This is a genomic window from Pseudosulfitobacter pseudonitzschiae (assembly GCF_900129395.1).
In the GTDB taxonomy this organism is placed as follows: domain Bacteria; phylum Pseudomonadota; class Alphaproteobacteria; order Rhodobacterales; family Rhodobacteraceae; genus Pseudosulfitobacter; species Pseudosulfitobacter pseudonitzschiae.
This window is the reverse complement of the sequence record NZ_FQVP01000002.1, coordinates 376,556-401,619: the sequence shown is the minus strand read 5'-3', so window position 1 is coordinate 401,619 and position 25,064 is coordinate 376,556. Positions and strand designations below refer to the sequence as shown.

Annotated in this window: 19 protein-coding genes and 1 pseudogene; 5 read left to right on the top strand and 15 right to left on the bottom strand. The window is 61.9% G+C overall.

Annotated elements, in window-relative coordinates; all coding sequences use genetic code 11:
• Positions 1-191: 191 nt before the first annotated feature.
• Positions 192-1,424, top strand: coding sequence for a serine hydrolase domain-containing protein (locus BUC08_RS06245; RefSeq protein WP_037924940.1), 1,233 nt, complete (start codon positions 192-194; stop codon positions 1,422-1,424).
• A gap of 261 nt (positions 1,425-1,685) precedes the next feature.
• Here BUC08_RS06245 and prfH read toward each other — a convergent pair whose 3' ends face one another.
• From prfH to BUC08_RS06205, 8 genes are all read right to left on the bottom strand, one after another.
• Complete coding sequence (prfH, locus tag BUC08_RS06240; RefSeq protein WP_037924938.1) at positions 1,686-2,330, bottom strand: peptide chain release factor H; 645 nt, start codon at positions 2,328-2,330, stop codon at positions 1,686-1,688.
• Positions 2,327-3,427: an RNA ligase RtcB family protein gene (locus BUC08_RS06235; protein WP_234973746.1), complete on the bottom strand. Its 1,101-nt coding sequence runs from the start codon at positions 3,425-3,427 to the stop codon at positions 2,327-2,329. The genes prfH and BUC08_RS06235 overlap by 4 nt, the downstream gene beginning before the upstream one ends.
• 611 nt (positions 3,428-4,038) lie before the next feature.
• The gene (locus tag BUC08_RS06230; protein WP_037924932.1) at positions 4,039-5,091 is read right to left on the bottom strand and encodes a 2,3-butanediol dehydrogenase; all 1,053 of its coding nucleotides are present in this window, start codon (positions 5,089-5,091) and stop codon (positions 4,039-4,041) included.
• Positions 5,092-5,117: 26 nt separating this feature from the next.
• Positions 5,118-5,891, bottom strand: coding sequence for an acetoin reductase (locus BUC08_RS06225; protein ID WP_037924931.1), 774 nt, complete (start codon positions 5,889-5,891; stop codon positions 5,118-5,120).
• Positions 5,892-5,964: 73 nt separating this feature from the next.
• Positions 5,965-7,764, bottom strand: a complete 1,800-nt coding sequence (locus BUC08_RS06220) for an NAD(P)/FAD-dependent oxidoreductase (RefSeq protein WP_037924929.1) — start codon at positions 7,762-7,764, stop codon at positions 5,965-5,967.
• A 140-nt stretch (positions 7,765-7,904) separates the two neighbouring features.
• The gene (locus BUC08_RS06215; protein WP_037924926.1) at positions 7,905-9,653 is read right to left on the bottom strand and encodes a sigma-54-dependent Fis family transcriptional regulator; all 1,749 of its coding nucleotides are present in this window, start codon (positions 9,651-9,653) and stop codon (positions 7,905-7,907) included.
• 263 nt (positions 9,654-9,916) lie between these two features.
• Positions 9,917-10,618, bottom strand: a complete 702-nt coding sequence (locus tag BUC08_RS06210; RefSeq protein ID WP_037924923.1) for a glutathione S-transferase family protein — start codon at positions 10,616-10,618, stop codon at positions 9,917-9,919.
• 3 nt (positions 10,619-10,621) lie between these two features.
• Positions 10,622-10,993: a VOC family protein gene (locus BUC08_RS06205; RefSeq protein ID WP_037924921.1), complete on the bottom strand. Its 372-nt coding sequence runs from the start codon at positions 10,991-10,993 to the stop codon at positions 10,622-10,624.
• A gap of 64 nt (positions 10,994-11,057) precedes the next feature.
• On the opposite strand from BUC08_RS06205, the gene BUC08_RS06200 reads away from it, so the two are divergent.
• A complete protein-coding gene (locus BUC08_RS06200; RefSeq protein ID WP_159436679.1) occupies positions 11,058-11,978 on the top strand; it encodes a LysR family transcriptional regulator in 921 nt (306 codons plus the stop codon).
• Positions 11,979-12,411: 433 nt separating this feature from the next.
• Here BUC08_RS06200 and BUC08_RS24755 read toward each other — a convergent pair whose 3' ends face one another.
• Positions 12,412-12,690, bottom strand: a complete 279-nt coding sequence (locus BUC08_RS24755) for a hypothetical protein (protein ID WP_162179363.1) — start codon at positions 12,688-12,690, stop codon at positions 12,412-12,414.
• Here BUC08_RS24755 and BUC08_RS06190 point away from each other — a divergent pair.
• A pseudogene (locus BUC08_RS06190) lies at positions 12,662-13,338 on the top strand (integrase core domain-containing protein); the annotation flags it as partial. The gene BUC08_RS24755 and the pseudogene BUC08_RS06190 sit on opposite strands and share 29 nt — an antisense overlap.
• A 359-nt stretch (positions 13,339-13,697) precedes the next feature.
• Here the strand turns inward: BUC08_RS06190 and BUC08_RS06185 are convergent.
• A complete protein-coding gene (locus BUC08_RS06185) occupies positions 13,698-15,989 on the bottom strand; it encodes an adenosylcobalamin-dependent ribonucleoside-diphosphate reductase (protein ID WP_037924916.1) in 2,292 nt (763 codons plus the stop codon).
• A 155-nt stretch (positions 15,990-16,144) separates the two neighbouring features.
• Here BUC08_RS06185 and BUC08_RS06180 point away from each other — a divergent pair, with 155 nt between their 5' ends.
• The gene (locus BUC08_RS06180; protein WP_037924914.1) at positions 16,145-16,579 is read left to right on the top strand and encodes a DUF1489 family protein; all 435 of its coding nucleotides are present in this window, start codon (positions 16,145-16,147) and stop codon (positions 16,577-16,579) included.
• 65 nt (positions 16,580-16,644) lie between these two features.
• Here BUC08_RS06180 and hisG read toward each other — a convergent pair whose 3' ends face one another.
• The 3 genes from hisG to hisS are packed head-to-tail and all read right to left on the bottom strand — an operon-like array spanning position 16,645 to position 19,918.
• Positions 16,645-17,331 carry an ATP phosphoribosyltransferase gene (hisG, locus tag BUC08_RS06175; RefSeq protein ID WP_037924911.1) on the bottom strand — a complete coding sequence of 229 codons (687 nt, stop codon included), beginning with the start codon at positions 17,329-17,331 and terminating at the stop codon, positions 16,645-16,647.
• Positions 17,328-18,410 carry an ATP phosphoribosyltransferase regulatory subunit gene (locus tag BUC08_RS06170; RefSeq protein WP_028954927.1) on the bottom strand — a complete coding sequence of 361 codons (1,083 nt, stop codon included), beginning with the start codon at positions 18,408-18,410 and terminating at the stop codon, positions 17,328-17,330. The genes hisG and BUC08_RS06170 overlap by 4 nt, the downstream gene beginning before the upstream one ends.
• Positions 18,407-19,918, bottom strand: coding sequence for a histidine--tRNA ligase (gene hisS / locus BUC08_RS06165; RefSeq protein ID WP_037924909.1), 1,512 nt, complete (start codon positions 19,916-19,918; stop codon positions 18,407-18,409). Before hisS ends, BUC08_RS06170 begins: the two co-directional genes overlap by 4 nt.
• 128 nt (positions 19,919-20,046) lie before the next feature.
• On the opposite strand from hisS, the gene BUC08_RS06160 reads away from it, so the two are divergent.
• Positions 20,047-20,241: a SlyX family protein gene (locus BUC08_RS06160; RefSeq protein ID WP_028954929.1), complete on the top strand. Its 195-nt coding sequence runs from the start codon at positions 20,047-20,049 to the stop codon at positions 20,239-20,241.
• A 140-nt stretch (positions 20,242-20,381) separates the two neighbouring features.
• Here the strand turns inward: BUC08_RS06160 and BUC08_RS06155 are convergent, their stop codons facing one another.
• Both BUC08_RS06155 and dnaE read right to left on the bottom strand, forming a co-directional pair.
• Positions 20,382-21,386: a hypothetical protein gene (locus tag BUC08_RS06155; protein ID WP_037924907.1), complete on the bottom strand. Its 1,005-nt coding sequence runs from the start codon at positions 21,384-21,386 to the stop codon at positions 20,382-20,384.
• 88 nt (positions 21,387-21,474) lie between these two features.
• Positions 21,475-24,990: a DNA polymerase III subunit alpha gene (gene dnaE, locus BUC08_RS06150; RefSeq protein ID WP_037924904.1), complete on the bottom strand. Its 3,516-nt coding sequence runs from the start codon at positions 24,988-24,990 to the stop codon at positions 21,475-21,477.
• Between the last annotated feature and the right edge of the window lie 74 nt (positions 24,991-25,064).

Below are 25,064 nucleotides of genomic sequence, written 5' to 3'. Positions count from 1 at the left end.
TATCGATCAGTTTGAGGAGGTTTCCGCCCCTGTTGCTGTGTGGTCCGAATTGTAACGCCTGAAACACGGTGTCCGCCAGACGAGATGTCGGTGGTTCGCAAGAGAACGACCGGCGGGCAAGGGCTGGGTTGCAGGCAAATACGAGCGAAAGACTGTCGTCGATACTGTTCCATGCATATGAGGAGAAACGCATGATACCTTTGAAACGTCTTGGGGCAATCCTGACCGCCTCGGCCACCCTGATGAGCCTTGGGAGTGTCGCCAAAGCCCAGTCAACAGACCCGGACCGGTGGCTGACCCCCACAATGATCGACGCGCGCGCGAGCATGTTCATGCCGTCGCTGAACTATCTGACGTTCCAGCACATGGACCAGATGTTCGCCACGCGCGCTGTCACCAAGGGCACCGAGACCTGGGAACTGCCCGAGAAACCCATGTCACTTGATGGCGACTATACGATCCTGGGCGAGACCTATGATCTTGAAGGCGCCCTGGAACGCACCCAGGCGAATGCACTGCTCGTGCTGAAAGATGGTGCGATTGTCTATGAGCACTATCGCAATGGCAGCGGTCCCGACACGCGGTTCCTGACCTTTTCGGTCGCCAAGTCCTATACCTCGACCCTGATCGGCTTTGCGCTGGAGGACGGGTTGATCGACAGTCTGGACGACAAGGTCACGAAATACCTGCCCGAGATGGAAGGTTCCGGCTACGACGGCCCGACCGTGCGGGACGTCCTGCGGATGCGTTCTGGTGTGGATTGGGAAGAGCACTATGAATTCGGCAGCGAAACGCAATTGACCCAGGTCCACGACAATTCTCTCGTGGCCTATCGCTACCGTTGGTGTGACTACGCGGCGAATGAATCCAAGCCCGGCGCGCATGCACCGGATGCTGCGTTCAACTATGCCACGCTCGACACCAGCGTGTTGGGGTGCATCGTGGAACGGGTGACCGGGCGCACTGGCGCAGAGTATATGAGCGAAAAGCTTTGGCAGCCGATGGGCGCCGAATACGATGCCTATTGGATCATGGACGGACCAGAGAACGTCGGGCGCGAGTTCTTTGGAGCCGGATTGGCCTCGACCGCCCGCGACCACGCGCGTTTTGGCCAGATGTTCCTGCAAGACGGCATGGCGAACGGCAAACAGGTGGTGCCAGCGGCGTGGGTGCGCGAGGCCACGGTGCCGGACGACGGCTATGAGCCGACCGAGCCCGGCTCTCCGGTGGGTTATCAATACCAATGGTGGACCGATGCGCGCAGCGACGTCTTCATGGCGCTCGGCCTGCACCACCAGTTCATCCGCGTGGACCCCACCAACCGGATCGTCATCGTCAAGATCAGCCATACGACGGAACCGGTGGGGCGCGACCAAGAGAACGAAGAACTCTTTGCCCAGATCACCGCGCGCCTGACGCAATAAGCCCTGGCGCGACCCTGCTCCTGCGGGGTCGCGCTTGTTTTTCGACAGAACTCCGGGACACGCGGCCCGTGCGAGGCGGGCCAGACCCATTCGATCACACCGAGGCGTTCCACGATTTGAAACACAAACAGGCCCGGTACGGCATGCTGCCGCCCCTAAATTTCACGGGGCTGCAGAAGCTGTGACACGAAGGCGTCTGAGTGCTATCCTCGCCTCCGGTTTTCCGCATCGCAGGCGACCGCCGCGCGCTGAAAAAGTCCATCAACGACCTGCCCCCTCCTCGCGGAAGGCGGGACCCTTGAAACAGCGCACCGGGTTGCCGCGCTCCAGCGTGTTGTGAAGCTGGTTCTGATCGCCTTTTCGCTCTTCGTCGTCTGCGGCGGCTTGAGCTGACATCAAGGCATGAAGGCGCTCCATGGCCAGTGCCTTGTTGCGATGTTGCGACCGCATTTCGCGGGCAGTCGCCGTCAGCCCCGTGGGCCGGTGGGTGGCCCGCACGGCACTGTCGGTTGTGTTCTGGTGCTGACCACCGGGGCCACCTGCGCGGAAGCTTTCAAAAGTCACCTCGTGGGGCTGGATAGTGGCCCCCTGGGTCTTGGCGTCTTTCAACGCAAAGACACCGATGAACCAGTTCGCCCTTTTGTGATGCGGCCGCAGCGTGCTTTTGGCGCGCCACTGGATAGAGCCACACCAGCGCGCGGCAAACGTGGCCGCCCCCGCGCCATGCAGCACCACCACTGCAGATTTGAGGCCGTGGCGCGTTGGCGTTTTACTGGCGTCCAGATCAAGCCCCGCTGCGTCGGCATCGTCTTGCATCCGTTGCAAGACACCCGCAACGGCCTGCTGGCATTCGCCGGGACCATTGCCGCTGGTGATCAGAAGGCGGACTTCGGTGGAATTGCTCATGTCCGGTTCTCCGTCCGCGTTTTCTTGAAGGTCAGCAGGGGATGAAACGTTGCAACGGGCGTTGCCGCCCCGGTTGCCTCAAGATCGGCGACCACGGCCTGCGAGGATTTGTAGGCCAGCGGGGCCTCTTCGATCAGCAAGTCGCGATCTTCACAAACGACACGCCCCCCGAAAGGCGTCCGCTGCATGGCCTCGATATCAGAGCGTTTCGCACGCACCCGACCGTGCATCGAGCTGCGATCATAGCGCCGCCCGGCCCCATGGGCGGTAGAGGCCAGCGCATTTTCATGAGCCACCGGGCGCAGCAGATAACTTGCCGTCGCGCGAGAGCCTGCCAGAGGGACCAACGGCATGTCGGCTTTTGCGGCACCTTTACGGTGCAGCCAGCCACCGTCGCGCGGCTCCAGCAAGTTGTGTGGCGCATCCGTGATCAGGCAAAGGTCGGCGCGCAATGCCTCGGCGGCGCGTTCGGCGATGATCCGGCGGTTCAGGCTGGCCCACCGCACCGCATGGTCGTGGCCCTGCAAGTACTGCGCGGCGTCATCAGGTGTCATACCCGAAAAGGCCCCTGATGGCAGGTCGCCAAACACCGCATTGCCAAGACCGCGAGAACCGGAATGAACCAGCAGGTAGGTCAAGGCCTTGTCCAGCTTCATATCCGCGTCGCAGGCCGCGAGGGTTTGCACCTCGCAAAAGTGATTGCCGCCGCCGATGGTGCCCAGCGATTGCGCAAACGTATCGGCAGGCAGGCCCACCTCGCCAAGGCGTTCGCCGTGGTCGACATGCACCGCATCGTCCAGCACCCGTATGCGCCGCAGCGCCTTTTCCAGCTTCAGCTTGCGTGCAGGCAGGTCGAGTTGGAACAGCGACATACCGCATCCAATGTCGTTGCCGATCAGCTGCGGATAGATGCGGTCGGCCAGCACTGCACAGCCAACGGGGCCGTATTTACCGAGATGCAGGTCGGGGAAGGCCGCGATGTGCCGCACCCCGTCCCAGCCTGCAACGTGATCAAGTTGCGCCTCGGCGCGGCCCTCGATCCACGCGGTGGATGTATAGAATTTTGTGATGGTGCCGCCGCTGGAACCAGCAGACAAGCGACCACCCAAGACAGAATTGCCCATGGAGTAATACCCAAACTTCGTAATGTAGATGTGCCGACGTTAGGGTCAGCGCGTAGGATCACAGTTTGGCGCGTGCAGGCCTACTTGGTGATCTGCCCCTGAAGGGCGGTGCGATGAACAGACATGTGTTGCCCTTTCCTGGCTGGGGTTACGAGATGGGTCTTATGGACCACAGATGCGCGTGACCTAATTGGCGGCGTCGATTCCTGCAAACTGAAATATGCCAGTTGCAGCAGGTGTGACATTTTGGCTGCGACCTGCGGCACCCTGTTCTTATTAACTCCCGGTGCCATCGAAAGACTGATCGTTCGTGCAAACACAGTGAAGGTCAGCTTTGGGTCGGCAGTGTCGGCCAACAGCAAGGGCGGATTGCGGTGCTTCGTTGCGTCGCAAACGTCAGGTTGCAGCGCGCCGATACGCATCCTCGCAAAGCGGGATCAATCGCGGGTGTCGGCAAACGGATATCACGCGCCTGTCGCGCGGCGGTTCAGGCCTCTGGTGGGGCTTTGTCGCGCCGCAAGCCGAATGGGGTTTCCGGCCACCCTGACGCATCTGGACGGCCGGAATGTCGGGGCGTTGGATTGTCAGTCAGGGGCTTCGACGAGGATTTTCACGTGAGACTTCTCTGCGACAAGCGCTTCGAAACCTTCGGCGACGATGTCATCCAGGGCGATCCACTTGGTGACCAGTTGTTCAGCGCTGAAATAGCCTTGGGTCATCAGCGCCATGACCGCCGGGTAGACATTGCGGTAGGCGATCGTTCCCTGCAACTGACGCTCCTTGAGCACGACGGTATTGGGTTGGAAGGACGCTTCTTTTTCCCAGATCGACACCACGAGGACCTGTCCTTCGTGGCGGGTGGCGTCGATGCATTGCGGCAGCACCTGCGGCACGCCGGTCACCTCAAAGGCCACGTGCACACCGCCCGTCGTCTCGCGGATCGCCGCGACGGCATCCGTTGTCGTCGGGTCGATCACAGAGGTCGCGCCAAGGTCCAGCGCCTTCTGGCGGCGCACTTCTGACGGCTCCACCACATGGATCTCGGACGCGCCGGCCACGCGCAGCGACTCGACCACCAAAAGGCCGATCGGACCCGCGCCGAAGACGGCCGCCTTGTCGCCGGCCTTGATCTTGGACAAACGCACCGCGTGCAGGGCAACGGCGGCAGGTTCGACCAGCGCGCCCTGTTCCATTGAAATCCCGTCAGGCATCTTGTGAACCATGCGGGCGGGCACAACGCTGGACGCGGCAAAGCCACCATTCCCGCCGGACAGGCCGACAAAGCCGAGAGTGTCACAGAGGTTGTATTTGCCCTCAAGGCAGGCCGGGCAGTCGCCGCAGGCAAAGATCGGCTCGATGGCGACGCGGTCGCCCACCGCAAGGTCCGTGACGCCCTCGCCCAGTTCCGAGACGGTGCCGCAGTATTCATGCCCCATCGTGATCGGGGCCTGATCGTGGCTGAGGGGATGGTCTTCACCGACGGGGATGAAGATAGGCCCGGCAAGGTATTCGTGCAGGTCACTGCCGCAGATCCCCGTCCATGCGACCTTGACCTTCACCTCGCCCTTGCCGGGTTTCGGTTCCGGGATGTCCTCGACGCGAATGTCCTTCACGCCATGCCAACGTGCTGTTTTCATCTGTATTTTCCTTTCCTTAAATGGGGTTATCGGTAGACCATGCCGCCGTCGATAACGATCGACTGGCCGGTCATGTAGTCGCTGTCGGGGCCGGCAAGATAGGACACCAGGCTGGCGACATCGCGCGGGGTCTGTGCGCGGCCCAGCGCGATGGAATCGACAAACGCGTCGAAGGTCGCGCCTTTTTGCGCGCCGGTAACTTCGGCAAAACGCTCGTCAATTTCGACCCACATGTCGGTGCCCACGACACCGGGGCAATAGGCGTTGACCGTGATGCCATCGGCGGCGAATTCCTTGGCCGCGACCTGGGTGAGCGCCCGCACCGCGAATTTGGTCGCGCAATAGGCCCCCAGCATCGGATAGCCCTCATGCGCCGCGATTGATGCGGCGGAGATGATCTTGCCTTTGGTGCCATCCTTTTTGAAGCGCGCGGCGGCGGCCTGGATGCCCCAGAGCACGCCCTTGACGTTGACCGCGAACACCTTGTCCATTTCGGCCTCGGTGATTTCGGCGATGGGTTGCACCTGTGCGATGCCCGCATTGTTGATCATGATGTCGAAGCCGCCCAGCTCTTGAGCCGTGCGGTCGATTGCGTCGATGACCTGCTGGCGGTCGGTGACATCCGCCGCAATGGTGATCACAGAACCGTCGGCGAATTTTCCGGCGGCCTCGGCCAGTTGGTCGGCGTTGAGGTCCGCCAGCGCGATCCGGGCGCCATCTGCGGCGAGCCGTTCGGCAATGCCAAGACCAATGCCGCGCGCCCCGCCGGTAACGAGTGCGGTTTTTCCTTTGAGAGACACGTCTCTACTCCTTCGAGAATCGGGAAATCCTGCGCGCACCCGCTCAGCGGGGACCGAGTGCGCGCGCTTTGCATCACGACAGGTGATGCACCTCTTGCAGGCCGTAGACGGGGGTGTCGATGCCCTCCATCCGCGCCTTCAGTTGCAGGGCGAGATACAGCGAGTAATGGCGTGACTGGTGCAGGTTGCCGCCGTGGAACCACAGGTTCTCCTGCTGGACCGGTTTCCACATGTTGCGCTGCTCACCTTCCCAGGGGCCGGGGTCCTTGGTCGTGTCAGAGCCGAGGCCCCAGACCTTGCCGACCTTGTCCGCGACTTCCTGGCTGATCAGATCGGCGGCCCAGCCGTTCATCGAGCCGTAGCCCGTTGCCATGACCACCAGATCGGCATCCAGATGCGTGCTGTCCGACAGCACCACGCCGGTCTCGTCGAAATGATCGACCTGGCCTTTGACCAGCTTCACCTCGCCGTCGATGATCAGCTGGCTGGCCCCCACGTCGATGTAATAACCCGAGCCGCGGCGCAGGTATTTCATGAACAGGCCCGACCCGTCGTCGCCCCAGTCCAGATCGAACCCGGCCTTCTCCAGCCCGGCATAGAACTCCGCATCGCGTTCGCGCATCTGGTCATAGAGCGGGATCTGGAATTCGTGCATGATACGGTAGGGCAGCGAGGCAAAGACCATATCGGCCTTTTCCGTCGTCATGCCACTGGCCACCGCCTCTTCGGAGTAGAGCGCGCCGAGGCCGATCTCCATCAGCGTGTCAGACCGCACGATATGGGTGGACGACCGCTGCACCATGGTCACATCGGCATCCGCTTCCCAAAGCGCGGCACAGATGTCATGGGCGGAGTTGTTCGATCCCACGACGACGACCTTCTTGCTGGTCCAGGCATCCGGGCCTTCGTGCTGCGACGAGTGCTGGATTGTGCCCTTGAAGCTGTCCATGCCCGGAAAGTCCGGCATGTTGGGTTTGCCGGACATGCCGGTGGCCAGCACAAGCTGGGTCGGGTGCAGCGTGACCTCTTCGCCGTCGCGGTTCACCTTGACGGTCCAGGTCCCGCTGTCTTCGTCGAACTCTGCGCTCTGAACCTCGGACCGGGACCAGTAGTTGATCTCCATGATCTTCGTGTACATTTCCAGCCAGTCGCCCACCTTGTCCTTGGGCGTGAACACCGGCCAGTTGTCCGGGAACTTGATGTAGGGCAGATGATCGTACCAGATCGGATCGTGCAGGCAGAGCGACTTGTAGCGCGACCGCCACTGGTCGCCGGGCCGGTCGTGTTTGTCCAGAACGATCGTCGGCACGCCCAGCTGGCGCAGACGCGCACCGAGGGCGATGCCGCCCTGACCGCCGCCGACGATCACTGTATAGGGCTGCTCGGAATACCCGAGTTCTGCCGTCTCCGCCTCGCGTTTCTCCTTCCACGATTTCCGGTTCTTGGCGGCGCCATGCTCCGCCCCCATCGGGCGGCGCTTGCCCTTGTTTTCTTCAAAGCCCTTCAACTCCTGAAGCGCGGTCAACAGCGTCCAGATCCGCCCATCCTTCAGACGCATCAGGCCCCAGCCCCGGCCCACGGCTGTTTCGAAGGTGATCCATGAGGTGACGACGCCGCCATCTTCTTCTGGCACTTCGCCATCCTGAATTGCAAAGCCGCGTGGCTTGGTGTGCTTCAATTGCGCCGTCAACATGTCCTCAACACCAGACGGCCCCTCAACCGTCTTCAGGTTCCAGGACACGGCGACCAGATCGCGCCAATAGCTGTCGGTGGCAAAAAGCGCGCTTGCGGCCCGTGCATCGCCGTCCTCAAGGGCGGTGTTCAGGCTGTCGAGCGTCTCTTGCACTTGCGTGGTGACTGTCGAGTCGAGCATTGCGGTTCCTCCTCATCAGCAATGTGATGGGCAGAGAGTGGCGAAACAAACTGTGTCGCCTCCACGGAAATCTGTCGAAAATCTCTCTCCAGCACGCTGCCGCAATGCAGCATGTTGCATACGCAACGCCGCGCAACATGTCAGTCTGGTGCGCGCAACGCCTGTTTGCGGATGCGTCGCAGGACTGTTGACCGGTTGACCCCCAATCGACGGGCCGCACGGGCCATGTTCCAGTCGCAGGCGTCCAGAATCGCCTCCAGATCCTGCTCTTTATCGCGCGTTTCGGTGACGTCGGGAAGATCCGGCAAGTCGATGACCGTGCTTTCCGCCAGCGCACAGGCGACGTCCAGCACATTGCCAAGTTCGCGCAGGTTTCCGGGCCACTCTCGCGCCAGCAACTCGGCGCGTGCCGAAGGTGTCAGACGCATCTCGCCTCCGCAATGGCGTCGGAGCAATCGTTCGAGCAGCCAGCCAAGATCCTGCCTTTCGCGCAGGGGCGGGATGTCCAGCACGGACCCCGACAGCCGAAAATACAGCGTTGCCGGGAGTCTTTCCTGCGACACGAGGTCGGAAGGCTCTGTTGCGCTGGTTGAAATCGGGCGCAGGTCGGGATGGGCATCCAGAAGGCCCGCCAGAACCCGCGCGGTGTCCGTGGGCAAATCCTCGATATGGCGCAATAGCAGCGTTCCAGGTCCCGACTGAGCCGCAAGCGCCTGGCGCAAATCCTCGGGCTGCGCGCCGGCACAATCCACGCTGACAAAGCCGCCACGCCGGGAGGCCATGTGAATGGCGCGGGCAAGCTTGGTTTTGCCGCTGCCGCTTTCGCCGCAGATCAGGAGCGGCACATGTGTCGGCGCGAGCCGCTCTGCCTGTGCCAACAGGCGTCCCATGGTCGGATCGCTGCCCGCCAGGGCAGACAGGACGCCGCCGCGCGCGTGTCTGGATGTTGATCCTTGGTTGGTTTGCGACCTGCGCGGGGCCTGTGGCGCGATCGCATGGCCAAAGACGGCACCGCCATCCCCCAATGCCACGACCCTTTCTTCCGTCGGACGGTCGCGCATCAGATCAGGCAGGTCATCGACGCTGAGCCCCAGCAGGGTGTCGATCCGCCGACCGATCAGGCTGTCGCCACGCGACAGCATCTGTGTCGCGGCACGGGTGGCCCCGATCACCCGTCCCGACCCATCAAGCGACACCGCCGCTTCCGGGTCCACGTCAAGAAACTCGGGGCTGGACGAAAACCGCAAGACCCATTCGCGACGGCTGGCCGCCATGAGGTTCGCCATTTCGACACGTCTGGCCGCCGCCGTCACCAGAGACATGGCCAGGTTCTGGCTGCTTTTCGGGGACGGCGAGCGCAACAGCGAAATGTCGAGTACGGCCGCCAGCTGGCCCAGGCTGTCGAAGATCGGCGCCGAGGTGCACGACAACAGCGTATGCGCGTTTCCAAAGTGGTCATCCTGATGAACGGTGACCGGCTCGCCGGTGACGATGCAGGCGCCGACGCCACAGGTCCCGGCAAGCTCCTCGGACCAGTTCGACCCGAGGTAAAGCCCTGCCCTGCGCAACTCGTCCAGAAACAGGTCATCCCCGAAAAAGTCGACGCAGACACCTTTGGCATCGGTCAGCAACAGCACGTAATTCTGGCCTGCAACCTGCCGGAACAGACTTTGAAGGCCCGAGCGCGCCGCCCCGATCATCCAGTCGGCTTGCTCGCGGTGCGCGCGAAACTCGGCATCGGTGACGATGTGCGCCGGGTCACTGCGCGTCGGGTCCATGCCGTAAAGTTCAACACATCGACGCCAGGAGGCGTCCACGTAGCTGTCTCGTCCAGATGGGTGACCGTCCAGAACCTGCGCGATCTCCTCGACGTGATGATGCTCAACCATGAGTTCCTCCTCCCCATCACGATAGTACAAACAAAACCTACTCGCACAATGTGGGACCTTGGTCTGAGGGTTTACTCGGCGCGCATCAGCCTGATTTGCGCGGCAGGCGCGGCAACGCCCCAAGCGCGCGGTGCTTTCGCACGTACGATTCGAAGCGGCGTGAGAAGCAGAGTTCGTGTACGTTTGGACCTGTGAAATGGGCATCGATGAATATGATCTTTTTCAGGGAAGTCCTGTCAGGCGCGATGCGCTGCAAGCGTCATTTATCGGCCGGGAGTCCTGAGCCCAGTGCGCGCCAGTACACGACCGGCATGGCTGTTTTTTGCCGCGATAAACTCCATCAGTTCGGAATCATATTCACGGGGTACTGCAGCGGAAACGGAGGGGCGCGTGCGAACCATATTCCACCATCCGCGCAGGCTATCAGAAAGCTCTGCCTGCACCTTCACGTCCGACACCAAGTCAAGAACAGCGAAATAGCGAAACAAAGTGACAAATACCGCGTCGACCAGGCCGAATTCCAAACCAGAAAAATAGCCATTCGGGGAAAAGCGGGCATCAACAATCTTCAGTCTGCTGACCAGATCGGTCATTGCATCACGGACCCCTTTGGCATTGGCCTCGCGGTAGATGATGCGCGCGACAATGTTCAGCATGCCGTCTGCATAGCTCATCCACGCCTCGTGCCGTGCGCAGGCAAGCGGGTCGGCCGGCATCATGCGATTGCCCGACATCCGGTCCAGGTAGCGTGCGATGACGCCGGATTCGAACAACCAGCTATCGTGACCAACTTGCAAGACCGGGACCTGACCGCTTGGGGAAATCCCGCTCAGCCACTGTGGTTTGTTGTCCAGGTCGATATCCCTGCGGTCAAAGGCGATGCCTCTCTCCAGCATCACAATGACCACCCGTTGAACGTAGGGGCACAATCTGTGCCCCACGATCTTGTAGCGTTGCGTCGGCATAGCTTACCCCGCAACGTGGTGGATATTAAGTTTGTTGCCGTCGAGATCACGGAAATAGGCCGCGTAAAATCCGTCAACACGAAAGCCGGGTTTGCCTTCGTCACTGCCACCCAGTTCCAATGCCTTTGCATGGACAGTATCAACCTGGCCTTTGTTCCTGGCTTTCAACGCGATCATCACACCGTTGCCGACTGAATAGGGTTTTCCATTCTCGGGAACATGGATCGAAAAAGCAGCCCCCCCGGTGTCGTCGCCCCAGACGATGAAGTCGTCAAATGCCATGACCTGCTTTGCCCCTAGTTCGTCAAACAAGGCGTCATAGAACGCAACTGAGCGCGCCAAATCTGCTGTACCAAGTGAAGTGTATCCAATCATCGCTGATCTCCAGATGTTTCGTTGTGCGGTGCGCAATCGATACCCTGTTGCAAATAGGATGAATATGGACAGTACTGACATCCGATATTGCAAATTTGAAATGGACGAAATGGATTGGAACGCGATCAAAGTATTCGTTGCTGTTAGTGAAACAGGATCTCTGGTCAGGGCGGCAGAGCGTATTGGACTTAGCCATGCGACAGTGTTTCGGCATATGTCGGCGCTGGAAGAGCAAGTGGGCACCCGTCTGTTTGATCGTGTCAAGGGCCGCTACGTGCTGACAGATGCAGGAGCCGAGATGCGCGACATCAGTGGCGGCATTGTCAGCTCTTTCGAAGAGATTGACCGCCGGGTCGCGGGCCGGGACGAAACCGCTCAGGGTACGGTCCGCCTGACAGCGCCGCGTAGCTTTTCCGACACGGTCCTGCCACGCTATCTCGCCGAATTTGCCACCGCTCATCCGAACATTCTGGTGGAACTGCTGGTTTCCAATCAGGAGGTCAACATGTCCGACCGCAGCGCAGACGTCGCATTGCGTGTCGCCCAGTCCCCGCCGGGTCATCTTTGGGGGCGACGGGTGCTGGGCATCGATTGGGCTGTATATGCAAGCTCGTCCTATCTAACGACACATGATCCTCTTGAAGTGATGGAAGATTTGCCGCGGCACAATCTGGTTGCGCCTGCGGGCATGTTGGCACGTCATCCTGCGTTTCAGTCTATCCTGACCGAAAAGCAGCCCCTGACGGCCGTGCGGTGTGACGACCTTACGACCATCGCGAGCTTTGCTGCGGCTGGTCACGGTGTGGCCTTGCTACCCGATGACATGCGCCGCCCCGAATTGATGCGATGTTTCACTTATTCGCGGGCACCCCAAAACTGTCTTTGGGCGCTGACCCATCCGGATTTACGTGGGTTACGCCGGATTTCTCTGATCATGGCTTTCCTGTCGAACGCTTTCCGGCAGGACCCTTATTGGAAGCGGTGACAGATACGTTGGAGTGCTGATTTTCGTGTCGAATTGATGCATTCGTTCATTCGGTGCTGACCCATCATGAAACAGGATAACCTCATGAAACGTGGGTGGAATTGTTGATATCATGGCGTTTCGGAAAGTCGGGTCAATTCCTTGCGGAACTCAACAGTCCTCACCGCTCCCCATTCTCACGTTGGTTGCGCAACATGATATCCTGCGTGCAGGTCAGCGAGACACCGTTTCTGCTGCGATCCTGATGCCAAGTTATATCCTGCTGGCTCATGCAGGGATGATTTTTTGCCCGCCCGTCAGACAAGGAAGCTGACAGCGCGATCATGCCTCCGAATATGAGCACGGCTCCGGCCGATGTAAGCGCATTCAAGGTAGCATTCCCTTTTGGATTTCTCTTATCTCCAAACTGGTGCATCGCCACACTTCATTCAAACTAATATTTTTTGCGAATTACATCACAATAATTGATGAATTGAAGGATCGGATGAAATGCAAGAAACTCTGGATATTGAGCTGCTGAAAACCTGAGCGCTAACGCCGCACACAGGCGGTGTGCGAGGCCTGCCCAGCGGCCTTGCTTTCCGGACCAAGTGGGATCTGCAATCTCTTCAAGGCACTTCTTCAGCACGCTGTCGGCAGATTGGTCCGGTGGCTGCGCCCGATCATCATCGCAGAGCGCCACGTTGCGGCGTGAGGGCTGGGAGATCAACATCAGGAAAACAAACAGAATTTACAAGACGTTTGGTACGCAGCTGAGGAACAAGACACCGAAGCGGCGCGGGAAGGCAAAGTTGCGGGACGACCGCAGGAACGCAGTCGGGCCGAGCGATGTTCGGCAATGGACTTCGTGTATGACCAATTGGCGACGGGGTGCAAAATCCGCATCCCAACTGTTGTCGACATGTTCTCACGCTATGTCCCGATGCTCGACCCGCGGTTCAGCTAGCGTGGTGAGGACGTGCTGGCGACCCTGGATCGCCTTTGCGGTCAAATCGGCTATCCCAAAACGATCCGCGTCGACCAGGACAGCGAAGTTATCGCGCGCGACATGGATCTTTGAGCCTGTCAGCGCGGTGTCGTGTTGGACTTCTCAACACCCGGAAAGCCGAGGGAAAATGCGTTCATCGAAGCATTCAACGGCCGGTTCCACGCAGAGTGCCTGAATCCGCACTGGTTCATGGGCCCTGAAGATGCCGCCGAAAAGTTTGGGGCTTGGCATAGAGGCTACAACGAAGAAAGACCGCACAGCGCGATCGGGAACGACTTTCCGGCGGCGCTCGTGAAATTGCCAGACGCATCCAGCACGTCTGTGTGGTGTGATGGCGGAAAATCTAGCGCCAGGCGGGGACACTTCCGATAGCACTGCAATGAACAATGGCGTCATTGTTAAGGCAGGTCGCGATGACGGGCACCAGACAGCGTGTCCGTAGGGACAAGCGTTCGGGCCTTGCCCAACCTCTGCACCGCAGCGCCAGGCAAAGGTTCCACAAGGACATCACACAATCGCTGTGGGCGGGGCCGCCAGGCCTGTTCCAACAACCGCCCATCGCCTCGACATGCAACGGCGCCGGTGCATCCACCCCGGCGCCGCTCACCTTCTGTCAGAAATCATCTACTGGGCACCGGACGATACGCTTCGCCTTTGACACCCCTTGCGCAGACTTACCCTTCGGTTTGCGCATTCATCAGGTTTCTCTGGCTACACCTCAGCCGCAAACATCACCCGCATTTGCTGTATCCACAGGACGCGCAGGTCATGCAGCCCTCGACCATACGCAATTCATAGCTGCCGCAGGAGGAACACGCCTTGCCGCGTGGGGCGGCGTTTTCCAGTTCGACCACTTTTGCCGTGGGGTCGGTTTTCAGGCCCATCCCCTCACCCGCGATAAAGCCGGTGACGATCATGTGCTGTTCGATCACGCCGCCAATCGCGGCTAGGATGGACGGGATGTATTTGCCCCGCATCCAGGCGCCACCGCGCGGATCGAAGACGGCTTTCAGCTCTTCCACCACAAAGGACACATCGCCCCCGCGCCGGAAAACTGCCGAGATCATCCGTGTCAGCGCCACGGTCCAGGCAAAATGCTCCATGTTCTTCGAATTGATGAACACTTCGAAGGGACGGCGGCGGCCACCGATCACCACGTCGTTGATGGTGATGTAAATCGCGTGCTCGCTGTCGGGCCATTTGACCTTGTAGGTGTTGCCCTCGAGCGTTTCGGGACGATCAAGCGGGTCGGCCATGTAGATCACGTCGCCGTGCGGCTGCATCGGTTCGGCGTCGGAATTGGCAATGACCTCGGGGGCTTGCTTGTCTTCCGACACGCTCAGCACGCTGCCGGTCACATCGTTCGGGCGGTAGGTTGTACAGCCTTTGCAGCCGGTGTCCCACGCCTGCATGTAGACATCCTTGAACGCGTCAAAGCTGATGTCGGCGGGGCAGTTGATGGTTTTGGAAATCGAGCTGTCGATCCACTTCTGCGCCGCCGCCTGCATCTTGACGTGGTCGGCGGGGGCCAGCGTCTGGGCGTTGACGAAATAGTCGGGCAGTTCGGCGTCGCCTTTCAGGTCGCGCCACATCTGCACCGCGTAATCGACCACCTCTTCCTCGGTGCGCGATCCGTCTTTTTGCAGCACCTTGCGGGTGTAGGCATAGGCAAAGACCGGCTCGATCCCCGAGCTGACGTTGCCCGCGTAGAGCGAGATGGTGCCGGTGGGCGCAATCGACGTCAGCAGCGCGTTGCGGATGCCGTGGGTGCGGATGGCGTCGCGCACGTCTTCGTCCATGTTCATCATGTTGCCGGATGCCAGGTAGGCCTCGGCGTCGAACAGCGGGAAAGCGCCCTTTTCCTTGGCCAAGTCGACCGAGGCCAGGTAGGAGGCGCGCGCAATCGCTTTCATCCACGCTTCGGTCTGGGCCGCAGCCTCGTCCGAGCCATAGCGCAGGCCGACCATCAGCAGCGCGTCGGCCAGACCGGTGACGCCCAGACCGATACGGCGTTTTTGTTGTGCCTCGCGTTCCTGTTCGGGCAGCGGGAATTTTGACGCATCCACCACGTTGTCCATCATGCGGATGGCGGTGGCGACCAGACGGGTCATCTTGTCCTCGTCCAGACCGGCGTTTGCGCCGAACGGATCGGCCACCAGCCGCGCCATGTTGATCGAGCCCAACAGGCAGGCGCCATAGGGCGGCAGGGGCTGTTCGCCGCAAGGGTTGGTGGCGGCGATGGTTTCGCAATAGCTCAGGTTGTTGGCGGCGTTGATCCGGTCGATAAAGATCACGCCCGGTTCGGCATAGTCATAGGTCGCCTGCATGATCTGGTTCCACAGGTCCAGCGCCTGCACGGTCTTATAGACCTTGCCATCGAACACCAGATCCCATGACGCATCGGCCTTGACGGCCTCCATGAATGCATCGGTGATCAGGACGCTGACGTTGAACATGCGCAGACGGGCGGCGTCGGATTTCGCCGTGATGAAATCGCCGATATCGGGGTGGTCGCAACGCATGGTGGCCATCATCGCACCGCGACGGCTGCCTGCGGACATGATGGTGCGGCACATGGCGTCCCAGACGTCCATGAACGACAGCGGGCCGGATGCATCTGCGGCCACGCCGTGCACGTCCGCGCCCTTGGGGCGGATGGTGCTGAAATCATAGCCGATGCCGCCGCCCTGCTGCATGGTCAGCGCGGCCTCTTTCAGCATGTCGAAAATACCGCCCATGCTGTCGGGCACGGTGCCCATGACAAAGCAGTTGAACAACGTGACCTTGCGCGCTGTGCCGGCGCCCGCGGTGATGCGCCCGGCGGGCAGGTATTGGAAATCCTCCAGTGCGCCATAGAAGGTCTCTTCCCATGTGGCGGGGTCTTTTTCGACCTGTGCCAGATCGCGGGCAATGCGGCGCCAGGTGTCTTCGACCGTCACGTCCTTGGGCGTGCCATCGGCTGCCTTGAACCGGTACTTCATATCCCAAATTTGTTCTGCGATCGGGGCGGCAAAGCGTGTCATGGCGTCGATTCTCTGGCTAATGGAAAGATACCCAAGATGACGCAACCGTCCTCAAATCACAACCATTGATCTGCCAGCCGACCACTACCCATTGAAGTCCGCGCGACAAGCGCCACATCATAGAGTGTGGGGGATATGATTCTGTGGGTAAGTCTGTGAACAAACCGTGTGTAAACCTGATCAAGCTGAGCGTTGGCACCGAAAATGTCGACGACCTGATCGCATGGCAGTCCAGCAAACGCGCGCAGACCGCCGACGGCCAACCCCGTCATATCACTCGGATGTTCCCCAAGCGGGTCGATGAAATCCTCAACGGCGGCTCGATCTACTGGGTCATCAAGGGCGTCATTCAGGCCCGCCAGCACATCCTGCGCCTTGACGAAGTGATTGGCGGCGACGGCATCCGCCGCTGTGCCATCGTGCTGGACCCCGAGCTGATCCGCACCCAGACCAGCCTGCGCCGCCCTTTTCAGGGCTGGCGTTACCTGACACCCGCCGACGCACCGGCCGACCTGCCCAAGGGCCGCGAGTCGGAAGAGCCGCTGCCTGTCGAGCTGAACCGCGCACTTGCTGAGATCGGCGTGCTGTAATCAGCCTTTATCTGGCTGCAAGTGTCCCCGCCGCAGGCCCCTGCCCCCGGCAAGTTTCGCCTCGTTCAGCCCAGACGCGCCAGCACCTCGGCCATTGCCGCACGATCCTCATCGGCCACATCGGCCACCCGCGACCGCCACAGCGTCGCCTGCGACCGCAGGATCAACCCGTCGGACAAGACCTTCAGGTGGTTGGCCCGCAGCGTCTCGCCGCTGGATGTGATGTCGGCAATCGCCTCGGCGGTTTCATTGGCGACGGTGCCCTCGGTGGCGCCCTGGCTGTCGACGATGGCATAATCGGCCACGCCTGCATCGCGCAGGAATTCGCGCACCAGACGGTGATACTTTGTGGCAATCCGCAACCTGTGACCGTGAGTCGCCCGGAACGCCGCCGCTGCCGCGTCCAGATCGTCCAGCGTGTCCACGTCAACCCAGGCCTGCGGCACCGCGACGATCAGGTCCGCCTCGCCAAAGCCCATCTCTTCCAACGGTTCGACCTGCTGTTCCCACAGCGGCAGCTTGTCCTGCACCAGATCGGTGCCGGTCACGCCCAGATGAATGCGCCCCGCCGCCAGTTCGCGCGGGATCTCGCCCGCGCTCAGCAGCACCAGCGACACGCCGTCTATGCCCGTGACGGCGCCCGCATACTCGCGGTCAGACCCTGTGCGGCTGAGCCGGATGCCGTGTGCCGCGAACCAGTCGAATGTCTTTTCCATCAGCCGCCCCTTGGACGGCACGCCCAGTTTGATCATGCGCCTGCCTCCAGTTCGGCCATCAGCCCGGGGCGCAGCACGGCCCCCACCGCCGGAATTTCCGCGCCGCCGCCCAGTCTGCGGGTCAGCGCGTCATAACGCCCGCCGCTGACCACCGCGGGCAGATCGGCGCGCCCTGCGGCGTAAAAGCCGAACACGAACCCGTCGTAATATTCCATCGACGTGCGGCCATAGCTGGCCTCGAAATCCAGCGTATCCACGTCCACGCCCCGCGCCACCAGCGCATCGGACCGCGCGGCCAGCCCTTCGACAGCGTCTGAAATCGACGGCATGTCCACGGTCAGGTCGCGCAGGTGCGACAGGGCAAAGGGCACGGTTTCACGCACGTTCAGCAGCGTATCCAGCAGGTCCATCTCGCCGTCGCTGATCGGTTTGGCGGCGGCGTCGGCGTGCAGCGCGCTGATGCGCGCCTCGATCTCATCATCGGTGCGCAGACCGATCAGCGGGGCCGACCCCAGACGCGGCTGCGGGTTGGCCAACAGCGCCTTGCGGCTGGCAGGCACGGGCGTGCGCCCCGCGAAGCGGTCCAGCAGCGCACGGAACCGGCGCGGCCGCCAGATGTGGCGCAGCAGGGCGGCGCGCCGTGCCTCGGTCGTGCGCAACCCGTTGACCGCGGCCGTCAGAATGCCGATGTCGCCGGTGGCCGCGCGCAGGTTCAGCCCCGCCACCGCCTCGGCCATCAGGGCGAACACTTCGGCATCCGCCGCCGCCGGATCGGCGCGGTCGAACACCTCGAACCCCACTTGCAGGAATTCGTTGGCGCGGTCGGGGTCGTCCTCTTGCCGGCGGAATACCTCGCCTGCGTAGGTATAGCGCGCAGGGTCCGCCCCGTGCGCCATGTGCATTTGCACCACCGGCACCGTGAAATCCGGGCGCAGCATCTGTTCGCCGCGCAGCGCGTCGCTGGTGACATAGGCGCGGGCGCGGATGTCCTCGCCGTAGAGGTCCAGCAGCAACTCGGCGCTTTGCAGCATCGGCGGCTCGACCACCTGCGCGCCTGCGGCCTCGAAACGGTCACGCAAAGCGAGCGCTTTGGCGCGGCCTTCGCGGGTGATCATGTGTCTTGTCCTTCAAGAATTTCGTGCACTTTGGCCAGCATCTGGTCACGGGGCACTTCGAACTGGCTGGGCCGGTCTTTCCATTCCTCGTGGGTGGCGGTTTCGGCGATCTTGGCCCCCAGGATCAAATCCTTGATCTGCACCACGCCGCGTTCCTTTTCGTCGCCACCTTCGATGATGGCCACGGGGCTGCCGCGTTTGTCGGCGTATTTCAACTGGTTGCCAAAGTTCTTGGGGTTGCCCAGGTAAACCTCGGCGCGGATACCTGCCTGCCGCAGCTCGGCCACCATTGCCTGATAATCGGCCATCCGCGCGCGGTCCATCACGGTGACGACCACGGGGCCTTGCACGGCGCGCTCCATCCGTCCCTTGGCGGTCAGGGCGGCCAGCAAACGGTCGACGCCGATGGATACGCCGGTTGCAGGCACTTCCTGTCCGGTGAAGCGTTTGACCAGATCGTCATAGCGCCCGCCGCCCGCGACTGACCCGAACTGCCGCTTGCGACCTTTTTCGTCAAAGATTTCGAAGGTCAGCTCGGCCTCGTAGACGGGGCCGGTGTAGTAGCCAAGGCCGCGCACGACCGAGGGGTCGATCTCGATGCGGTCAGGGCCATAGCCGCCCGCTGCCAACAGCGCCGCGATTTCTTCCAACTCGTCCACGCCGGCCTCGCCGGTTTGCGATCCCGCGACCAGTTCGCGCAGCCGCGCCACGGTGGCCGCACCGCTTTCGCGCTTGGCCTCCATGAAGCCCATGACCACGTCAGCCTGCGCATCGCTCAGACCCGCGCCATCGGTGAAATCGCCGCTGTCGTCCTTGCGCCCTGCCCCCAGCAGCGCGCGCACGCCGTCCACGCCCAGACGGTCCAGCTTGTCGATGGCGCGCAGGACGATGCCGCGTTCGTGTTCCATCGCCTCGGGGTTGGCGGGGTCCAGGACGCCCGCGACCTCCATCACGCCGTTCAGCACTTTGCGGTTGTTGACGCGAATGATGTAGTCGCCGCGCGGGATGCCGACCTGTTCCAGCGTGTCGGCCAGCATCGCGCAAATTTCGGCGTCCGCGCCCATGCTGGCGCTGCCGACGGTGTCGGCGTCGCATTGGTAGAACTGGCGGAACCGGCCCGGCCCCGGCTTTTCGTTGCGCCAGACCGGACCCATCGCATAGCGACGATAGGGGTTGGGCAAATCGTTGCGGTGCTGGGCATAGACCCGTGCCAGCGGCGCGGTCATGTCATAGCGCAGCGCCAGCCAGTCGCCGGGCTTGTCGCCCTCGCCGTCCTCTTGCCAGCCGAAGACGCCCGCGTTAGGGCGGTCCACGTCGGGCAGGAACTTGCCCAGCGCCTCGACCGTCTCGACCGCGCTGGTTTCCAGCGCGTCAAAGCCATAGCGATGATAGACCCCGGCAATCGCTTTCAGCATCTCGGTCCGGGCGGTGACCTCGGGTCCGAAATAGTCGCGGAAGCCCTTGGGCGTTTCCGACTTGGGGCGTGGGGTCTTTTTGGGCTTTGCCATGACAGGCTCCGATCGGGTCAGCGTTCGCGCATGGGCTTACGATATGGGCCAGATGGGGGCAAGCACCTCGCGCCCCATTGCAAGCAGTGGCAGGATGGCCCACATGGGCACCAACAAGGAGATCCCGCATGGAACAGCTCGAAGAACAGATCGCCCACCTGATCCGCACCGTCGACGACCTGTCGGATGTTGTCGCCCGCCAGGAAGGCGAGATCGCCACGCTGACCCGCCGCGTTCACATGCTGATGCAGCGCGAGGGTGAACGCGAATCCCAGACCACAGGCGGCACCGTCATCGGCGACGAACGTCCGCCGCATTACTGACGGCTTCGCCCCAGTGGCGGCCCGATCCTTCGGGGAGAGTTTATCGGGCAAGATGAAGCAGTGGCCGCGCGTGCAAGCACCGCTTTATGGCGTCTCTGGTTTAGAAAATCCCCCCGGAGGGTCGGCTGGCGCGCGTTCGCTCAGGGCGTTTTGATCGCCGCCGCCATCACCTGACCGTCGTGCAGCAGGATGTCGGACCAGCGGGCGTTGTTGCCGAAGTGTTCGTAAGTGCTGATGAAAACCGTATCCCGCTCCAGCCGTCCGATGGCGCTGCCGCAGGGTTTGCGTTTGCCGACGCGGCACACTTGCGATTTGACCTTTTCATAGGCCTTGTCCGTGTCGCTGTAGGGGTATTCTTCGGAAGGTTGTCCATAGCGCAGCTGTTCGTGCATCGACGGCGCGCCGAACATGGCCAGTGCGGCGGTAAACTGGCGCGCACAGCCGTCGGAAAACCCGGTGACATAGAATGTACGCGCCGCCGTGCTTTGCGGGTTGCTGTCATAGAGCGCAAAGCCGTTGCCCCGCGCAGGTGCCTTGTCGATCTTTGTGCCCAACTTGCCAGGGTTCGCGTCACACACCCGTGCGATGGTACCATATGGCAGAACCGCGCCCAGCGGCACGTCCATCTGGTCCGGTCCGGACGTGCGCGCCGTGCGGCCCCCGCCGAACAGTCCCTGACGCTTTTCCGGCGCGACCCTTGCTTGCGGAGTCGCGTCGGGAACCTCTGCGGACAGCGATGCGGTTTGCACCTGCGTTTGAGCGGCGCTGTCTTGCGTCGCACCGTCGGCACGGAACAGGCCGAACAACCCACGGCGTTTTTCCGGCTCGACCACTGGCTCGGCTTTCGCTGTTTCCGCCCCGGTGGCCTGGGCTTCGGTTTCAGCGACTGGCGGCGCGTCACCGGAACCACCTTCGGCACTCGTGTTTTCCGCTGCTACCTCTTCCGGAGATGCAGTGTCTTTCGCCTTGAACAGTCCTGCGAAAATGCCACCCTCGCGGGCCAGTTCTTCGGGCGAGGGCAAGGCGGCAGCGGTGCCCTGATCATCGGCCAGTTCCACGTCGCCGAGGTGTTCGACCTTGTCCAGCGGATCACCGCAGCCCGCAATCGCGAGCGCAAACGTCAATCCTGTCAAAGCCTTGTACACGCCGCACCTCCTGCATTTGGATGCGCAAGTGTTAACGTAAGGTTCACGCAGCTGTCCACCAAGTCGCTGCAAACGGGCAGCCGCGTGCCTAGATCTCTTCGACCGATACCACGCCGCCCAGGCTCTTGATCGCACCCTTGATCTGCGGGTTCACCGGGAAATCATCGCCCAGCTCCACGTCAACTTCGCCGTTCAGCCCGGCGCCCATCAGGCACAGTTGCACCGGTCCGCGCCCGATGGAACGCTGGCTTTGCGCCGCCCCTTCAAGCACCGTGGCAATCGACCCGACTGCCCCCGCATCGTTGATGAACACGCGCAGCCCCATGCCGCCCACATCCGCCACCACCGCGTCAATCGGGGCCACGGACCGCGCCAACAGCTTCAACTGATCGCTTTCCATCGTCGCCTCGGCGGTGATGATCACCTTGGCCCCCGTCACCAGAAAATCCTGAGATTTTTCCAAAGCTTCGGAAAACAGCGTCACCTCGTAGGCGCCCGTGGTGTCCGACAGTTGCGCAAAGGCAAAGCGGTTGCCCTTGGCCGACTTGCGGATCTGACAGCCCGCGACCACGCCCGCCAGTTTGGCGTTCTTGGTGCCGCGCCGTTCCACATCGGCCAGCACCTCGTCCAGCGTCTGAACGCCCTTGCGTTTCAACGCACCGGCGTAGTCGTCCAGCGGGTGGCCCGACAGGTAAAAGCCCACGGCCTTGAACTCTTCGCTCAGCCGTTCGGCGGGCATGTAGTCATCGCCCGGCATCATCCGTGGTTCGGGCAGGTCGTCGCCTGCCTCGCCGAACAGCGACACCTGATTGGAATTCTTCTGGTCGTGGATCGCGGCGGAATATTGAACCAGCGCGTCCAGCGCATCGAACACCCGGCGGCGGTTGTTGTCGAGCTGGTCAAACGCCCCCGAGCGCGCCAGCATCTCAAGCGGACGCTTGCCCACACGTTTCAGATCAACCCGCCGCGCCAGATCGAACAACGTGGCAAAGGGCTTGTCGACGCCGTCCACCTTGCGCCCTTCGGTCACCAGCTTCATCGCCTCGACGCCCACGTTCTTGAGCGCGCCCAGCGCATAGACCAGCGCGCCGTCGACCACCTTGAACGTCGCATCCGAGCGGTTCACGCAAGGCGGCACCCAGGGCAGGTCCATCGCCTTGCGGACTTCCTCGAAGTAAATCGCCAGCTTGTCGGTCAGATGGATATCGCAGTTCATCACACCAGCCATGAACTCGACCGGATGGTTCGCCTTGAGCCATGCGGTTTGATAGCTGACCACCGCATAGGCCGCCGCGTGGGATTTGTTGAAACCATAGTTGGCGAACTTGTCGAGAAGGTTCCAGACCTCCATCGCCTTGTCCTTGTCCACGCCATTGGCCTTCGCCCCTTCCAGGAACTTGGGCCGCTCGGCGTCCATCGCCTCCTGAATCTTCTTACCCATCGCACGGCGCAGCAGGTCGGCGCCGCCAAGGCTGTAGCCCGCCATTTCCTGCGCGATCTGCATCACCTGTTCCTGGTAAACGATGATGCCTTGGGTTTCGTCCAGAATGTGGTCGATGGTCGGGTGCAGGTTTTCGCGTTCGCGCTGGCCGTTCTTGACTTCGCAATAGGTCGGGATGTTTTCCATCGGACCGGGACGGTAGAGCGCCACAAGGGCCACGATGTCCTCGATACAGGTCGGTTTCATCCGTTTCAGCGCGTCCATCATGCCGCTGGATTCCACCTGGAACACGGCCACGGTCTTGGCGGCGGCGTAAAGCTTGTAGGATGCTTCGTCATCCAGCGGGATGGCATTGATGTCGTTCTCGGTCCCCGGCGCGGGTTCATATAGCTGCGTGCCGTCGGCCGAAGTGTGCAGGTCGCGCCCCGCGCCACGGATCTGGTCCACGGCGTTCTGGATCACGGTCAGGGTTTTCAGGCCCAGAAAGTCGAACTTGACCAGCCCGGCCTGTTCGACCCACTTCATGTTGAACTGCGTTGCGGGCATGTCCGAACGCGGGTCTTGATAAAGCGGCACCAGCGCGTCCAGCGGGCGGTCCCCGATCACGACACCGGCGGCGTGGGTCGAGGCGTTGCGCAACAGCCCCTCGACCTGTTGGCCGTAATCCAGCAGCCGTTTGACCACCTCTTCGTTGCGCGCCTCGTCGCGCAGGCGCGGCTCGTCGATCAGCGCCTTGGCGATGCTCACGGGTTTGACCCCCTCGACGGGGATCAGCTTGGACAGTCGGTCGACCTGCCCGTAAGGCATCTGCAGCACCCGCCCGATGTCGCGCACCGCAGCCTTTGACAACAGCGCGCCAAAGGTGATGATCTGCCCCACCTTGTCGCGGCCATATTTCCTTTGCACATAGCGGATCACCTCTTCGCGGCGGTCCATGCAAAAGTCGATGTCAAAGTCGGGCATGCTGACCCGCTCGGGGTTCAGGAACCGCTCGAAGAGGAGCGCATAGCGCAGGGGATCAAGGTCGGTGATGGTCAGCGCATAGGCCACGAGGCTGCCCGCCCCCGACCCACGGCCCGGACCGACGGGGATATTCTCGTCCTTGGCCCATTTGATGAAATCGGCAACGATCAGGAAGTAGCCGGGGAACCCCATACCTTCGATGATATCCAGCTCGAAATCCAGCCGCTTCTGGTACTCTTCCACCGACGCCGCATGGGGGATCACCGCCAGACGCGCCTGCAGGCCTTCGTTGGCCTGACGGCGCAGTTCGACCACCTCGTCGTCGGCGAACTTTGGCAGGATCGGATCACGGCGATAGGCCATGAAAGCGCAGCGTTTGGCGATTTCCACCGTGTTCTGAACCGCTTCCGGCAGGTCGGCAAACAGCGTCACCATCTCGGATTGCGATTTGAAGTAATGCTGGTTGGTCAGGCGGCGGCGGTCCTGCTGCTGGTCGACATAGGCACCTTCGGCGATACAGATCAGCGCGTCGTGCGCCTCGTACATATCGGCGGCAGGGAAATAAACGTCGTTGGTGGCGACCAACGGCAACTCCATCGCATAGGCCATCTCGACAAAGGGCCGCTCGGTCAGTTTCTCGGCGTCGGGCTGGCCGTCCGGTCCGGGGTGGCGCTGCAATTCGACGTACAGTCGCTGTGGAAAGGCCGCCGCCAGCCGGTCCATCATCGCCTGTGCCGCAGGCTGCTGGCCCGCACGCAGAAGCTGGCCCACGGGTCCCTCCGGCCCCCCGGTCAGGCAGATCAACCCGGCGGACAGCGCCTCCAGCTCGTCCAGCGTCACCTGTGGCAACTGGCCATCGCCCTTGAGGTACAGGCACGAGTTCAGCTTCATCAGGTTTTCGTAACCCGTCTCGTTCTGCGCCAGCAGCACCAGCCCCGCAGGCAGGCGCGGGCGGTCGCCGGGACGGGTTTCGACCCAAGTCACATCCACCTGACAGCCGATGATCGGCTGAATGCCTGCCCCCGACAAGGTCACCGAATATTCCAGCGCCGCGAACATGTTGTTGGTGTCGGTCAGCGCCAGCGCGGGCATATCGTGCTTTTTGCACAGGTCAGGCAGCTTTTTCAGCCGCAGCGCACCCTCCAGCAGGGAATACTCGGAATGGGTGCGCAGGTGAATGAATCGGGGATCATTTGACATGGCGCAACCCTAACCCCGGCCAGCATCCCCTGCCAGAGCGATGACGCATTTTGCGCCACTTTACGGCACCTGAT

What these genes read in the sequence shown, in the direction of transcription:
- BUC08_RS06245 (WP_037924940.1), top strand. Translation starts at nt 192, where the DNA reads ATGATACCTTTGAAACGTCTTGGGGCAATCCTGACCGCCTCGGCCACC.
- prfH (WP_037924938.1), bottom strand. Translation starts at nt 2,330, where the DNA reads ATGAGCAATTCCACCGAAGTCCGCCTTCTGATCACCAGCGGCAATGGT.
- BUC08_RS06230 (WP_037924932.1), bottom strand. Translation starts at nt 5,091, where the DNA reads ATGAAAACAGCACGTTGGCATGGCGTGAAGGACATTCGCGTCGAGGAC.
- BUC08_RS06220 (WP_037924929.1), bottom strand. Translation starts at nt 7,764, where the DNA reads ATGCTCGACTCGACAGTCACCACGCAAGTGCAAGAGACGCTCGACAGC.
- BUC08_RS06215 (WP_037924926.1), bottom strand. Translation starts at nt 9,653, where the DNA reads ATGGTTGAGCATCATCACGTCGAGGAGATCGCGCAGGTTCTGGACGGT.
- BUC08_RS06210 (WP_037924923.1), bottom strand. Translation starts at nt 10,618, where the DNA reads ATGCCGACGCAACGCTACAAGATCGTGGGGCACAGATTGTGCCCCTAC.
- BUC08_RS06205 (WP_037924921.1), bottom strand. Translation starts at nt 10,993, where the DNA reads ATGATTGGATACACTTCACTTGGTACAGCAGATTTGGCGCGCTCAGTT.
- BUC08_RS06200 (WP_159436679.1), top strand. Translation starts at nt 11,058, where the DNA reads ATGGACAGTACTGACATCCGATATTGCAAATTTGAAATGGACGAAATG.
- BUC08_RS24755 (WP_162179363.1), bottom strand. Translation starts at nt 12,690, where the DNA reads ATGTTGATCTCCCAGCCCTCACGCCGCAACGTGGCGCTCTGCGATGAT.
- BUC08_RS06185 (WP_037924916.1), bottom strand. Translation starts at nt 15,989, where the DNA reads ATGACACGCTTTGCCGCCCCGATCGCAGAACAAATTTGGGATATGAAG.
- hisG (WP_037924911.1), bottom strand. Translation starts at nt 17,331, where the DNA reads ATGATCAAACTGGGCGTGCCGTCCAAGGGGCGGCTGATGGAAAAGACA.
- BUC08_RS06170 (WP_028954927.1), bottom strand. Translation starts at nt 18,410, where the DNA reads ATGATCACCCGCGAAGGCCGCGCCAAAGCGCTCGCTTTGCGTGACCGT.
- hisS (WP_037924909.1), bottom strand. Translation starts at nt 19,918, where the DNA reads ATGGCAAAGCCCAAAAAGACCCCACGCCCCAAGTCGGAAACGCCCAAG.
- BUC08_RS06160 (WP_028954929.1), top strand. Translation starts at nt 20,047, where the DNA reads ATGGAACAGCTCGAAGAACAGATCGCCCACCTGATCCGCACCGTCGAC.
- dnaE (WP_037924904.1), bottom strand. Translation starts at nt 24,990, where the DNA reads ATGTCAAATGATCCCCGATTCATTCACCTGCGCACCCATTCCGAGTAT.